The following is a 13787-nucleotide window of genomic DNA, read 5'->3' as shown; positions in this document are numbered from 1 at the left end:
TACCGCCGCCCGGGGGGACTGTCACAAGGCCGGCACGTGCTTCGTGCCGCCCACGACGACGCCGTCCTGGACCTCGATGAGCCAGTAGCCCTCCTTCCCCGCCTGGGTGGAGGAGCCCGCGCCAAACAGGTGGGGCCGGTCGTCGGTGGCCGGGTGGTGGTAGCGCTGGTGGATGTGGCCGTGGAGCACCGCGAAGCGAGGGCCCGGCAGGAGCTTCAGGAGCGCGTCCGCGTCACGCAGTCCGTGGTGCCAGCCGTCCGCGTGGTTCGCGGCACCGCGCGGCGCGTGGTGCACGACCACCAGGATGGCGCGGCCGTCCAACCGGGCGTCCTTCAGCAGGGCCGCCAGGCCTTCGAGCTGGGCGGGGCCCACGGTGCCGTAGGACAGGCCGGGCGTGGGCAGCGGGCGCGCGGAGCACAGGCCCACCACCGCGGCGCCCTCCCCCACCAGCCGCACGAAGGGGAACGCGCCCTCGCGGCGGTACTCCGGCAGGTCGCTCTCCAGCAGGTCCCCGAAGTGCCGGGCGAAGCGGCCATCCCGCGCGGCGCCGGGGGTGAAGACGTCGTGGTTGCCGGGGATGACGGTGCAGCGCGCGGGCGTGGGGGCCAGGGGCGCGAGCGCGGCGCGGGCGGCGCGGAACTCGCCTTCCAGGGCGTAGGCGGTGAGGTCGCCGGAGAGGATGAAGTGGTCCACGCCGTGCGTGCCCGCCTCGCGGGCGATGGTGGACAGCGTGGTCTGCGCGTTCCGGTAGGCCTTCGCCCGGCCTCCCACCGTCAGCTCGACGAGCGCAATCCAGCGGCGCCAGCCCAGCTTGCGCAGCGGCAGGGCGAAGTAGTCCTCGGTGATGTGGACGTCGGAGCAGTGCAGGAAGCGCATGGAGGGAGTCACATCCCAGGAACGGAAGGAAGCGGCGGGGCATTCTCTCCCAGCGCGCGGGGCGGGCGGGGAAGTTATGGTCGCCGCCACGATGCGAGGACGCTTCGCCCCCAGCCCCACCGGCCGCATGCACCTGGGCAACATGAGAAGCGCTCTCCTGGGCTGGCTCCAGGCCCGGGCCGAGGGCGGCGCGTTCCTGCTGCGCATCGAGGACCTGGACCGCGCGAGATGCCGCCCCCAGTTCCTCCAGGACCTCTACGAGGACCTGCGCTGGCTGGGCCTGGACTGGGACGAAACACCGCTCATCCAGAGCGAGCGCGACAGCGTCTATCGCGAGGCCCAGGAGAAGCTCGAGCGCGAGGGGCTCATCTACCCGTGCTTCTGCACGCGCGCGGAGATCGCCCGCGCGGCGAGCGCTCCCCACGGCCTGTCCGACGAAGGCCCGCGCTACCCCGGCACCTGCGCGCACCTCACCGCCGAGCAGGTTTCGGAACGTGCCCGCACGCGCGCCCCCGCGTACCGCTTCCGCGCGCGTGAAGGCGAAGTGCGCTTCGTGGACGAGCTCATGGGCCCGTACGTCCAGGACGTGCAGGCGCTGGTGGGGGACTTCGTGGTGCGCCGCAATGACGGCGTGGCCAGCTACCAGTTGGCGGTGGTGGTGGACGACGCGGCCAGCCGCATCACCCACGTGCTGCGCGGGGATGACCTGTTGCCCTCCACGCCGCGGCAGCTCCAGCTCTACGCCGCGCTGGGCCTGCCCGCGCCCGCGTTCCTCCACGTGCCGCTGGTGATGGGCGAGGACGGCAAGCGGCTGGCGAAGCGCGACGGGGCGTTCGCGCTCGCGGAGCTGCGGGCGCGCGGCCGGCCTCCCGAGCACGTCCTGGGTCTGCTCGCCGCATGGAGCGGCCTGGGCGACGGCAGCCCGGTGACCCTGCCCGCGCTCGTCGCGCGCTACCGCACGGACGTGCTTCCTCGCGAGCCGGTGGTGGCGCGCGAGGCACTGCTCCTCGACGCGCTCGGCCTGCGCTGAGGCCACCCGGCCTCCCGCCCCACCCTCCGGGACGGGGCGGCCGTGAAGCAGTGAAACGAAGTGGCTTCTCCGGTGCACACCTTCAGCCCAGACACGTACGTCCGGACCGTGCCCAGGCGCGGCTTCGGCGACTCACGGGAAGCGAGGGTGGAGTCCAATGGCAGCCATCGTTGAAAGCGAACGAGCCGGCATCATCCCAGCGGTGCCGGGCAGTGCGTACAAGCTGAGCTGGGGCGCCATCTTCGGTGGCACCTTCGTCGCGCTGGGCGTCTGGATATTGCTCTACACGCTGGGGCTGGCGCTGGGCCTGTCGTCGGTGAACCCCGCCGACGCGGGGAGCGCGAAGTCCGCGGGCATCTTCACCGGCATCTGGAGCGTGCTCGTGCCGCTGGTGGCGCTCTTCGTGGGCGGCGTGGTGGCCGCGCGCAGCGCGGGCATCGTGGACAAGGCGGGAGGCGCCATGCACGGCGCGGTGCTCTGGGGCCTGACGACGCTCATGGGCGTCCTCGTGCTGGGCATGGTGCTGTCGAACGTGCTGGGCGCGGTGCTCAACGTGGGCAAGGCCGCGGTGGGCGCGGGTGGCACCGCCGCAGTGGGCGCCGTGACGGGCGGCGGTGAAGCAGCGAAGGCGTTCGGCCTGGACGCCAACGACGCGCTCGCGCCGGTGAACCAGCGCCTGCGGCAGGAGGGCAAGCCCCCCATCACCGCGAACCAGCTGGAGGCAGCGACCAAGGACATCGTCACCGAGGGCGTGCGCCAGGGCCGCATGGACCGCGAGCTCCTGGTGAGCAACATCGCGCAGAACACCAACCTGTCGCGCCAGGACGCGGAAGGCGTGGCTGACCGTGTGGAGCAGCAGGTGGACCAGGCCAAGACCAAGGCCAGCGAGATGGGCCAGCAGGCGCAGCAGGGCGCGCTGAAGGTGGCGGACCGCTCCGGCCGCGTCTTCTGGGGCATCTTCGCGGGCCTGCTGCTGGGGCTCGTCGCGGCGGTGCTCGGCGCCACGCTGGGCGTCAGCCGCAAGCAGCGCATCCGCGCGGAAGGGGCGGTGGTGGTGCCCCCGACGACGCCCACGACGCCTGGCTCGCGGCGCGAGGTGTATCCGTAGCCTCGGGCGCTCGCGTGCATCCCCGCTTCACGGCCCTTCGTGAGGCGGGTATGACACGCGGGCTCCCGGCCCATGGCGTCCTCTCACCGCACCGTTGTCCATTGGCTCCTCATCCCCGGCCTGAGCCTGGGGCTGTTCCTGCTGTTCACGCTCGGGGCCGCATGGGTGACGCGCTTCACGGACGCACCGGAGCTGCCTGAGCCGGCCGCGCCACCGCCGGCCCTTCCGCCGCGCGCGACCGCACCGGAGCCCACCGAGCCCTCCCGGCTCCCCGCCCCGCCGCTCCCGCGCCCCGAGGCTCCGGTGCACGAGCCGCCCCGCGCCCCGCCGCCGCGCCAGGGCTTCGACGCCCCCGACCCGCGCCGCGTGGAGGTGGTGGAGCCGGTGGTGGAGGCCTCCTCTGGCCGCATCGACGCGGAGGACCTGAGGCTGGCCATCCAGTCCGTGACTCCGCTCGTGCAGCAATGTTTCCAGGACGCCGCACAACGCAACCGGGGCACACACGAAGTGAAGCTGCGCTTCACCGTGGAGGGCGAGGGCTCCGAGGGGAAGATGAACCGGGGCGAGCTCGTCTCCAGCACCATCCCGGACCCCATGGTGCAGGCGTGCGTGCTGGATTCGCTCCTGGACGCGCGCTTCCCGGCACCCCACCTGGGAGGATCCGCGACCGTGCTCCAACCATTCCGGTTCACCGTGCCTGGGGACGCTGGCCCGTGAGGTCGGGTTGCGCGTAAGGTTCAGGTCCCCTTTCGACCCTCGCGCATGCCCGTCACCGTCGAACAGCTCGCGCCTTCCCACTCGGACGCCCTGCGCGCGCTCCTGGCGAAGGATCCCGTCCACAACCTCTACCTGCTGGGGTTGCTGGAGGAGTTCGGCATCTCGGCGCCGGAGCGCCAGGCGGCCTTCTCCTTCCACGGCCGCTTCGACAGCGGCGTCCTCACCGCGGCCGTCTTCGTGGGCGGCGATGGCGGGCTGGTGGTGCCCAGCGCCAGCGACGCCAGCGCCACGGGCGTCATCGCGGACGCGCTCGCCGCCAGCCTCAAGCTGCGCGCCACCGTGGGGGACAAGTCCTCCGTGGACGCGTTGGTGCGCAGCCTCTGTGAAGGCAAGCCGCGCCTGTCCCGCACCCAGAAGCTGTTCAGCGTCTCCGCGGACGACCTGGGCCCCTTCACCAACCCCACCCTGCGCCTGGCCCGTGAAGAGGACGTGCCCCGCCTGCTGCCCCTGGCCCAGGGCTACGTGCGCGAGATTTTCGAGCGGGACCCGCTGTCGGAAGACTCCGCCCACTACGAGGCCCGCGTCCTCCAGCGCGTGCGCCAGCGCCGCACCTACGTGCTGGAGGAGGGCAGCGAGCTCGTGTTCAAGGTGGACATCGGCTGCCGCTCCCAGTTCGGCGCGGAGCTGGAGGGCATGTACACGCCCCCGTCCCGCCGCCGCCAGGGCCACGCCACGCTGTGCCTGGGGCAGATTTCCCGGCACCTGCTGTCCTCGCTGCCCCGGCTCGCCATGCGCATCGACGAGCGCGACGAGAGCACCGCCCGCATCGCGCGCAAGGTGGGCTACCACGCCGGCCGCACCCAGCGGCTCGTGCTGGTGGAGTAGTCCCCGGGGCAACGCAGGCAACAGCCGCCTGTTGCTCCCGGAACAACTTGAATTGCCACAAAGACATGTAAACAACCGAAAGCACGCCATCCCAGACGAGGGCATGGCGCTTGCTTCCCTGTGGCGTGGCGCGCGGCCTCCGCGGGCCCGGCGGCATCATCGGCAGCTTCAGCATCGACTGAAGCGCCCGCGGTGACGGCCTGCTGGAGGTACGTGCCTCCAGCGCCGTGCAGTCCTGATGCGCGGCCGCGCGATGGCGTTGTCCCTTTCAGAATCCTTCCCACCCTCGCGCGGTCCGTTCCCTTCTCTCCCGTGGGCGTCCCCATGTCCTCCCGGTTCCAGAGCCGCCTCAAGGTGCTCAACGACGCCTTTCGCAACCACCTGCCCGCGACCTCCCATGTGAAGTCGCTGGACTGCAAGGCCACGCTCTGCCGCGTGGAGCTGATCCACCGGGACGCAACCACGCAGGGCACGCTCCTGCGCAGCGGCATGCGCACGTGGCCGGGCTCCATCTTCGTCGCGAGCGAGGTCCAGCAGGGCCCCGACTACGTCGTCACGCTCATCGCCGCGAAGGAAGGCACGAACCCTCCGCTGTAGCCGTGGATGCCGGCCCCCGCCGCGGTGAGCGGCCCCTCACCGCGCGGGCGGCCGGCATGTTCTTGGAGGAAGCGGGCTCGCGAGCGCCGCACGACACCCGCGCACGGCGCACGGCGGATGCCCTACAGTCCGCCCCGAAATGAGCAGCCGCCCCACGCCCTCCCGCCGTCCCCTCTCCGGAGCGGGCCCCGTCATCCTCCACGCGCCCACCGACCCGGGCTGGCTGCCGCTGGCGCTCGCCAACTTCGACGCGGTGCTGGTGGACCACGCCCACTGCGAGAAGAAGGCCGCCGCCAACGCGCTGTCCATGCTCCAGGCCTACCCGGACCTGCCGGGCCTGCCGTCGCAGATGGCCCGCCTGGCCCGTGAAGAAAGCGCCCACCTGGCGCGAGTGCTGGACCTGATGGCCGCGCGCGGCCTCACGCTGACCAAGGACGCCGGAGACCCGTACGCGCAGGGCTTGCAGAAGCACGTGCGCACGCCCGCCCTGGAGCGGCGCGTGGACCGACTGCTCGTCGCAGCCATCATCGAAGCGCGCTCGTGTGAGCGGCTGTCCCTGCTCGCGGAGGGACTCACCGACCCGGCGCTCGCCCGCTTCTACGGAGAGCTGGCCCAGTCCGAGGACGGCCACCAGTCCCTCTTCCACCGCCTGGCCGTCACCGCGTCCAACGGGGACGAGGCCGCCGTGGACGCGCGAATGCAGTACCTGCTCGCGCAGGAGTCACAAGTCCTCGCGAGCGTGGGACTGCGCGCCGCCATCCACTGAAAAGGCGCTTCACGCGCCTACGCGTGGAACGGCCACACCACGGGCACGGCGAGCACGAGGAACACCACCAGCACCGCGGTCAGCGGCGTGCCCAGCCGGAAGAAGTCGGTGAACCGGTAGTGCCCGGGCCCGTAGACGAGCACGCAGCTGGGCTCCAGCGGAGTGATGAAGGAACAGCTGGCCGCCAGCGTGACGCCCATGGCGAAGGGGCGCACGTCCACGCCCAGCTGCGTCGCCGCGTTGAGCGCCACCGGCAGCACCACCAGCGCCGCGGCCTGGTTGCTCATGGGCGCCGACAGCACGATGGTCAGCACCATCAACAGCGCCAGCACCGCGCGGGGGCCGCCGTACGCGCCCAGCCGCGCCACGTGGTCGCCGATGAACTTCCCCGCGCCGCTCACCTCCATGGCCAGCCCCAGCGCCATCATGGCGCCGATGAGCAGCACCACCCGCCAGTCCACGCGGAACGCGGTGCGCGCGTCCACGCACCCGGTGGCGATCATCAGCAGCATGCCGGTGAGCCCCGCCAGCGACAGCGGCACCCAGCCCAGGGAGCCCGCCGCCAGCGAGCCCAGGAAGATGACCACCGCGAGCAGCGCCTTGGCGTAGCGCGGCGGCTCGTACTCGTGGCCCTCCAGCACCATCAGCGTATGGGCCGGCGCCAGCTCCGCCACCTTCTGGCGCGGGCCGCGCAGGAGCAGCACGTCCCCCACGGACAAGGGCAGCGTGGACAGCGAGTGCTCCTCCCAGGCACGCCCCAATAGCTGCAGCTTGGTGAGCCGCTGGATGGCGGGCCGGCGGTGCAGCCCCAGCGCCACCAGCCCGAAGCGCTCCACGAACAGCGTCTCCCGAAGGCTGCGCCCCACCAGCGGACTGCCGGGGGGCACGCTCACCTCCGCGAGCATCGACTCCGGTCCTTCCAACTCCGCGTCCGACAGCCGCACGTCCGGCCGCAGCGCGAGGCCCTGCAGGTCCTTCACCCGCAGGATGTCCTCGCGCTTGCCCTCCACCACCAGCCGCTCCTGGCCCGTCAGCACGTACGACGGCTTCGCGGAGAGCGTCTCGCCGTCGAGCACCACGCCAATCACGCGCAGGCCCAGCCCTTCCGTGAGCTCCGCCAGGGGCTTGCCCACGTAGCGCGAGCCCTCCGGCACCACCGCCTCCGTGAGGTAGTCGCGCAGCGCGAAGCCCTCCGTGCCCGGCTTGCCCTCGCGCGAGGGCAGCAGCCACCGCCCCAGCAGCACCACCACGGCGATGCCAATCAGCACCACCGGCAGCCCCACCGGCGCCAGTTCCGTCACGCCAATGGGCGCCATCCCCTGCCGCTTCAGCGCCGCGGACACCACCAGGTTCGTGGACGTGCCGAAGAGCAGCACCGTGCCGCCCAGCATGGACGCGTACGCCAGCGGCAGCAGCACCTTGCTGCGCGGCACCTTCGCCCGCTGCGCGGCGCCAATGGCCACCGGCAGGAAGGCCGCCGTCGTCACCGTGTTGGAGATGAACGCGGAGAACACCGCCACCACGCCCATCATCGCCAGCACGAACACCTGGTGGCCGAAGCGCGCGAAGAACGCCATCCGCTGCCCCACCATCTGCACCACGCCCGTGGCGGCGAGCCCCTGGGTCATCGCCAGCAGGGTGAAGATGAAGATGACGGTGTCGTTGCTGAAGCCCTCGAACGCCTGCGCCGGCGTCAGCACCCCGGAGAGCGCCAGGAGGCAGACCACCACCAGCGAGGTGAACTCGATGGGGATGGAGTCAATGGAAAACAGGACCAACGCGACAACGATGACGGCCAGGACGAGAGCGATGGACATGGAGGGGGCGTGCGCACCCTCAACCTGGGCACGGCGCGCTGCGCTGCCAGCGTGTGCCGCACCGCGCCGTTTACTGATGAGCGACCGGACGCTGATAAGTGGAATTAGGCCAGAGCGGTCGAAAGTCCGGTTGACTGCCGGACGTCAGTTGCTTTTGGGGCCTGGGTCCAGAAGGTTTGGTGTTCCTTCCGCTGTAGGGTTTCGCCCCCTCGCGAAGTCGCGAAACGCGGGAGACCCGACCCATGAAACACCCCGAGGAAACCTCCATGGCTTCGACGCAAGCGGCCGCCGCCACCGAGCAGGCGCCCACGAAGAACCCCACGCTGCTGGCATGGGTGGCCAAGATGGCCGCGATGACCCAGCCGGACCGCATCGTCTGGTGCGACGGCTCCGAGGCTGAGAAGCAGCGCCTCACCGAGCAGGCGGTGAAGGACGGCACGCTCATCCCGCTCAACCCGCAGAAGCGCCCCGGCTGCTACCTGCACCGCTCCAACCCCAACGACGTGGCGCGCGTCGAGCACCTCACGTTCATCTGCACGCCGAACAAGACGGACGCGGGCCCCACCAACAACTGGATGGAGCCGGACGAGGCCTACACGAAGCTGGGCCTGCTGTTCGAAGGCTGCATGAAGGGCCGCACCATGTACGTGGTGCCCTACGCCATGGGCCCGCTGGGCAGCCCCTCCACGAAGATTGGCGTGGAGCTGACGGACAGCGACTACGTGGTCCTCAACATGCGGATCATGACCCGCATGGGGAAGGCCGCGCTGGACATGCTGGGCGACAGCGACGACTTCAACCGCGGCCTGCACTCCACGGGCGACGTGAACCCGGACCGCCGCTACATCTGCCACTTCCCCCAGGACAACACCATCTGGAGCTTCGGCTCCGGATATGGCGGCAACGTGCTGCTCGGGAAGAAGTGTCTCCCGCTGCGCATCGGCAGCTACCTGGGCCGCGAGGAGGGGTGGCTGGCCGAGCACATGCTCATCCTGGGCGTCACCAGCCCCAAGGGCGAGACGACCTACGTCGCCGCCGCCTTCCCGTCCGCGTGCGGCAAGACGAACTTCGCCATGATGATCCCGCCCAAGGAGTACGCGGGCTGGAAGATTGAAACCGTCGGCGACGACATCGCGTGGATGCGCCCCGGTCCGGATGGCCGCCTGTACGCCATCAACCCGGAGGCCGGCTACTTCGGCGTGGTGCCCGGCACCAACAACAAGACCAACCCCAACGCCATGGAGACCATCTCCAAGGACACGCTCTTCACCAACGTGGCGCTCACGCCGGATGGTGACGTGTGGTGGGAAGGCAAGGACGGCGAGGTCCCCGAGGAGCTCATCGACTGGCAGGGCCGCCCCTGGAAGAAGGGCAGCGCTGAGAAGGCGGCGCACCCGAACAGCCGCTTCACCGCGCCCATGAGCAACAACCCGGTGCTGAGCGCCAAGGCGAACGACCCCATGGGCGTTCCCATCAGCGCCATCATCTTCGGCGGCCGCCGCTCCAACACGATTCCGCTGGTCATCCAGGCCTTCAACTGGACCCACGGCGTGTTCCTGGGCGCCACCATGGGCTCGGAGACGACGGCGGCGGCCACCGGCAAGGTGGGCGTCGTGCGCCGCGACCCCATGGCCATGCTGCCCTTCTGCGGCTACCACATGGGCGACTACCTCCAGCACTGGCTGGACATGCAGAAGTCCATCCCGCAGCTGCCGAAGATCTTCCAGGTGAACTGGTTCCGCCAGGACAAGAACGGCAAGTTCATCTGGCCGGGCTTCGGGGACAACATGCGCGTCCTCGAGTGGATCGTGAACCGCGTCCAGGGCCGCGTCCCCACGCAGGAGACGCTGCTGGGCTGGGTGCCGCGCCAGGACCAGGGCCTGAACCTGAAGGGCCTGGACCTGTCCGAAGAGGCCGTCCAGGAGGCCACCTCCATCAAGGAGGACGAGTGGAAGTCCGAGCTCAAGAGCCAGGAGGTCTTCTTCGAGCAGCTGGGCACCAAGGCCCCCGAGGCCCTGATGCTCCAGCGCAAGCTGCTCATCGCGCGCCTGGACGGCTGATCGCCGCCTGACGCCTGAGCAGGCCCGTCCGGGGCTGCTTCCTCTCCTGGTGCTACAGGGGTGGGGGTGGCCCCGGCGCTTTTTAAAGGGGGCCAGTGCTTCGACGGCCGGATTGTTCGGCGCTAGGCTCACCGCCCCATGAGACTGGTTTTCGTGTTGTCGCTGGCGCTGGCGCTGGCACCGGGGTCCGCCCTGGCGCAGCGGGGTGGCTCCAAGGTCAACGTGCAGGCGCTGTTGAAGGAGGGCAAACGCCTCTACGACGCGGGCAAGTACCGCGAGGCGGCGGAGGCGCTGAAGCAGGCCAACGAGGCGCAGCCGCACCCGCGGCTCGTCTACAACATCGCCGTGGCGCTGGAGTACGCGGGCGAGCCCCGCGAGGCGATGACCTTCTACCGGCAGTACGTCACGTCCTCCAGCGAGGACACCGACCCGGCCCTGCTGAAGAACAGCAACCGCGCCATCGACCGGCTGCGCGTGCAGCTGGACCGCGAGGACCAGGCGCAGGCGACGGCGGACGCGGACCGCAAGCGGCTGGAGGCGGAGGCCGATTCCGCGCGGCAACAGGCGGAAGCCGAGCAGGCCGCGGCCCGGCGCGCGGAGGACGAGAGCGAGCGCCAGAAGCAGGCGGAGCTGAACCGGGCCATCAAGTCCTACCGCAACCAGCGCATCGCGGCGTTCGCCTCGGGCGGCGTGGCGGTGCTGGGCGTGGGCGCGGGCGTGCTCTTCGGGCTGCAGGCGCGCGACCAGCGCGAGCAGTTCGACACCGCCAAGACGCTCGATGAGAAGGAGCGTCTGTCGGACAGCACCAAGAGCAAGGCGCTGCTGGCGGACATCGGCTTCGGCGTGGGGCTCGCGGGAGCCATCACCGCCATCATCCTGTATCCCAAAGAAGGCCCTCCCGCGCAGGGCGAGGTCCGCGTGACGTTCGCGCCGCGCGGTGCTGGCATTGGCATGGAGGGGCGTTTCTGATGCGCGCGCTGGGAATGATGACGTTGGGCATGGCGCTGCTGTCGTCCGGGTGCAGCTTCACCACGGCGGGCGGCCTGTCCGAATGCACGACGAGCAGCGACTGCGGCAGCAACAGCGTCTGCACGTCCGGGTTCTGTCTGCCGCAACCCGCGGGATGCGACCAGGTGGTGGGCGCCACGTCCGCGGCGAACCCCATCGTGCTGGGCGCGCTCCTGCCGCTCACCAACGCGAGCGGCAACGCGGAGATCGAGCAGCAGCGCTTCAACGGGCTGAAGCTGGCGCTCAATGAAGTGAACTCGCTGGAGGGCGTGGGCGGCCGGCAGTTCGTCATGTACGTCTGCGACACGAAGGCGGACGTGGAGAACGCGAAGACGCAGGCCACCTGGCTGGTGAACGACAAGCAGGTGGTGGCGGTGTTCAGCGCGGGCAGCGCGCAGACCACCGGCGTCAGCACCATCACCATCAAGAAGAACGTGCTGCTGATGAGCCACACCGCCACCAGCGCGACCTTCACCGACCTGGACGACAAGAACGGCGGTCCGGTGGGCCTGGTGTGGCGCACCACCCCGTCGGACGCGCTCCAGGGCCGCGTCATCGCGGAGGTGCTGAGCGGCAAGACGACCATCAACGACCCGGGCTCCACGTTCACGGTCCCCACCAAGATTGGCGTGGCCTACGTGAACGACAACTACGGCCAGGGGCTGTTCTCCCAGCTGCTGGACCGGTTGCCCTCGAAGGTGGGCGGCGCGCAGTACGAGCGCAACGGGGACGTGGGCACCGCGGTGACCTGGCTGAAGAACAACAAGCCGGATCTGACGGTGCTCGCCGGCTTCACCGAGGACAACGCGCGCCTGGTGCCCGCGGCGGTGGCGGAGCAGGTGAAGGTCGCCAACGGCAACCGGTGGTTCCTCACCGACGCCAGCAAGGACCCCACCCTGCTGTCCAACGACGCGACCGCCGCCGAGCTCGCGGGCACGTACGGCACCGCCCCCGCGTCCGCGCGTCCCGACGACTCCGTCTACCAGCTCTTCAACAGCCGCTTCCGGACCGCCAACAACAACACGGACCCGGCGCAGTTCTCGTTCACCGCGCACGCCTACGACGCCATGTACCTGGTGACGCTCGGCGCGGCGTACGCGATTGGCAACGACCTCAACAACCCCGGCTCCGTCACCGGTGACCGCATCGCCATGGGGCTCACGAAGCTGACGCCTCCCTCGGGGCAGACGGCGAAGACCTACGCGCTGGGGCCGGTGCAGTTCAGCGGCGCGCGCGATGAACTGCGCGCGGGCAACATCGTCAACGTGCGCGGCGCGAGCGGCGAGCTGGACTTCAACAACGACACCGGCGAGGCCATCTCGCCCTACGAGCTGTTCAAGGTGTCGGGCAAGAACTTCACCCAGCTCCAGGTCATCACTCCGGCGGCGGACTGAGCACGCGAACCAGCAGCACCAGGGCGGCGGTGAACACCTCGGGCGTCGGTAGCAACGACAGCACGAGGTACGCACCGCCGCCGAAGTCGTAGAAGTAACCCGGTTGCACGCGCACCCCCTCCTCCAGGAGCCGCAGGCAGGTGGCTTCTTCTCCGGGGTGATGGGGGATGCGCAGCACCGCGCTCCAGCCGCCGTGCGAGGGCACCACGTCCCACGCGGCGTCCGCCGGGCGCGCTTGAACCAACCGCTCCCTGTTGTGCCTCACCCGCTCCAGCAGTGCTTGCTGGAAGCGCGGCGCGTGCGCGAGGAGCGCCGGCAGCGCGAGCTGCACGGGCGTGGCCACCGACAGCGCCGCGTCCGCCACGTCCTCCAGACGGGCCAGGGCCTCGTCGCGAGCATGCGCGGGGCCGCCCACGTGCAACCACGCCAGCTTGAGGCCGGGCAGGCCCGCCACCTTGGACAGGCCGGAGAGCGAGAACGTCAGGCACGGCAGCGGCCGCCCCGCCACGGACGTCACCCGTCCCTCTTCTTCATCCCACGCGAAGTCGGAGAACACCTCGTCACAGACGAGCGCCAGGCCATGGCGCGCGCACACGTCCGCGAGCGCGTGGAGTTCGCCGTCGTGCAGGAAATGGCCGGTGGGGTTGCCGGGATTCACCACGACGACCGCGCGCGTACGGGCGTCCACGGCGGCTTCCACCCGGGCCGCGTCCAGGCCGAAGCCGTGCACGGCGGGCAGGCGGTAGGAGCGCGTGTGCACGCCCTCCAGTCGCGCCAGCACGTCCACCAGCGGGTAGCCGGGCGCGGGGAGAAGAACGTTGTCCCCCGGGTCGCACAGGAGCTTCAGGAGCCAGCCGTAGGCCTCGCTGGTGCTGGCGGAGAGGACGACGTGCGCGGCCTCCACGGACGCGCCCCGTTGGCGCAGGTGCGCGGCCACGGCCTCGCGTGCGGTGGGCAGGCCGAAGGGGTCCGGTGTGTAGCGGAAGGGCTCGGGGAGGGCCCCGAGGTCCACGTCTGGGGAAGGCAGCCCCACTCGCGTGGGGTTGGTCTCCGCCAGGTCCAGCAGGGGCAGCCCGCGCGCGTGGCGCTCGGCGACGGCCTGGGAGAGCGGGTTGGGTGTGCGCGGGAAGGCGGTGCGGAGCGAGAAGCGGCTCACAGCCCCGTCTGGAGCATGGCGCTGGCCACGCGGCGGATCAGCTCGCGGCGCAGTTCCAAGCGGCAGTGCTCGACGGCCTTCTCGTGCGGCGCGGGCAGTTCCGGGTTCCGGGTGCGGATCGCGGTGCGCAGAACCAGCTCGACCTTCGTCGGCTCAATCTGGAACAACCGCGGACCGTCTTTCTGGAGGAAGTAGGACAGCCCGCGCTGTTCAATGAGCTTCTTGAAGAAGCGCCGGACGTCCGCGAGGAGCGTGATGTCGATGATGTCCGCCATTCGTCCGGCTTTCTCGCGCGGAAAAAACGGGACGTCCAGATCACGGCCACCACCACGCGAAAACTTGCGCGACCTGTAGCACGCACCTTTCCGCCGAA

General features: G+C 70.5%; 13 protein-coding genes. 9 read left to right on the top strand and 4 right to left on the bottom strand.

From position 1 onward, the window contains the following. Positions 1-21 precede the first annotated feature (21 nt). A complete protein-coding gene (locus D7Y04_RS05570) occupies positions 22-876 on the bottom strand; it encodes a metallophosphoesterase (protein WP_121759286.1) in 855 nt (284 codons plus the stop codon). 91 nt (positions 877-967) lie between these two features. Here D7Y04_RS05570 and gluQRS point away from each other — a divergent pair, with 91 nt between their 5' ends. The 6 genes from gluQRS to D7Y04_RS05540 all read left to right on the top strand — a co-directional run bounded on the left by gluQRS (position 968) and on the right by D7Y04_RS05540 (position 5979). Next, the gene (gene gluQRS, locus D7Y04_RS05565) at positions 968-1906 is read left to right on the top strand and encodes a tRNA glutamyl-Q(34) synthetase GluQRS (protein ID WP_233601280.1); all 939 of its coding nucleotides are present in this window, start codon (positions 968-970) and stop codon (positions 1904-1906) included. Positions 1907-2063: 157 nt separating this feature from the next. After that, positions 2064-3014, top strand: a complete 951-nt coding sequence (locus tag D7Y04_RS05560; protein ID WP_121758543.1) for a hypothetical protein — start codon at positions 2064-2066, stop codon at positions 3012-3014. A gap of 72 nt (positions 3015-3086) precedes the next feature. Next, positions 3087-3731 carry an AgmX/PglI C-terminal domain-containing protein gene (locus tag D7Y04_RS05555; RefSeq protein ID WP_121758542.1) on the top strand — a complete coding sequence of 215 codons (645 nt, stop codon included), beginning with the start codon at positions 3087-3089 and terminating at the stop codon, positions 3729-3731. Between the two features lie 45 nt (positions 3732-3776). After that, positions 3777-4616: a GNAT family N-acetyltransferase gene (locus D7Y04_RS05550; protein WP_121758541.1), complete on the top strand. Its 840-nt coding sequence runs from the start codon at positions 3777-3779 to the stop codon at positions 4614-4616. Positions 4617-4940: 324 nt separating this feature from the next. Next, positions 4941-5213 (top strand): hypothetical protein, encoded by a 273-nt coding sequence (locus D7Y04_RS43970; RefSeq protein ID WP_147477038.1) that lies wholly within the window; start codon positions 4941-4943, stop codon positions 5211-5213. A gap of 139 nt (positions 5214-5352) precedes the next feature. Further along, on the top strand, positions 5353-5979 hold the full coding sequence (locus D7Y04_RS05540) for a tRNA-(ms[2]io[6]A)-hydroxylase (protein ID WP_121758540.1): 627 nt from the start codon (positions 5353-5355) through the stop codon (positions 5977-5979). Between the two features lie 17 nt (positions 5980-5996). Here D7Y04_RS05540 and D7Y04_RS05535 read toward each other — a convergent pair whose 3' ends face one another. After that, on the bottom strand, positions 5997-7796 hold the full coding sequence (locus tag D7Y04_RS05535; protein WP_121758539.1) for an SLC13 family permease: 1800 nt from the start codon (positions 7794-7796) through the stop codon (positions 5997-5999). A 266-nt stretch (positions 7797-8062) separates the two neighbouring features. Here D7Y04_RS05535 and D7Y04_RS05530 point away from each other — a divergent pair, with 266 nt between their 5' ends. The 3 genes from D7Y04_RS05530 to D7Y04_RS05520 all read left to right on the top strand — a co-directional run bounded on the left by D7Y04_RS05530 (position 8063) and on the right by D7Y04_RS05520 (position 12258). After that, a complete protein-coding gene (locus D7Y04_RS05530; RefSeq protein WP_121758538.1) occupies positions 8063-9856 on the top strand; it encodes a phosphoenolpyruvate carboxykinase (GTP) in 1794 nt (597 codons plus the stop codon). Positions 9857-9994: 138 nt separating this feature from the next. Further along, on the top strand, positions 9995-10825 hold the full coding sequence (locus D7Y04_RS05525) for a hypothetical protein (protein WP_120597354.1): 831 nt from the start codon (positions 9995-9997) through the stop codon (positions 10823-10825). Then, on the top strand, positions 10825-12258 hold the full coding sequence (locus D7Y04_RS05520; RefSeq protein ID WP_120597355.1) for an ABC transporter substrate-binding protein: 1434 nt from the start codon (positions 10825-10827) through the stop codon (positions 12256-12258). Before D7Y04_RS05525 ends, D7Y04_RS05520 begins: the two co-directional genes overlap by 1 nt. Here D7Y04_RS05520 and D7Y04_RS05515 read toward each other — a convergent pair. Then, positions 12239-13414: a pyridoxal phosphate-dependent aminotransferase gene (locus D7Y04_RS05515; protein ID WP_121758537.1), complete on the bottom strand. Its 1176-nt coding sequence runs from the start codon at positions 13412-13414 to the stop codon at positions 12239-12241. The two genes, D7Y04_RS05520 and D7Y04_RS05515, sit on opposite strands and share 20 nt — an antisense overlap. Next, positions 13411-13689, bottom strand: a complete 279-nt coding sequence (locus D7Y04_RS05510; protein ID WP_014394019.1) for a hypothetical protein — start codon at positions 13687-13689, stop codon at positions 13411-13413. Before D7Y04_RS05510 ends, D7Y04_RS05515 begins: the two co-directional genes overlap by 4 nt. Positions 13690-13787: the final 98 nt, after the last annotated feature.

Source organism: Corallococcus sp. AB038B (assembly GCF_003668955.1).
Taxonomy (GTDB): Bacteria; Myxococcota; Myxococcia; order Myxococcales; family Myxococcaceae; genus Corallococcus; species Corallococcus exiguus.
This window is presented reverse-complemented; position numbering and strand designations above follow the sequence as displayed.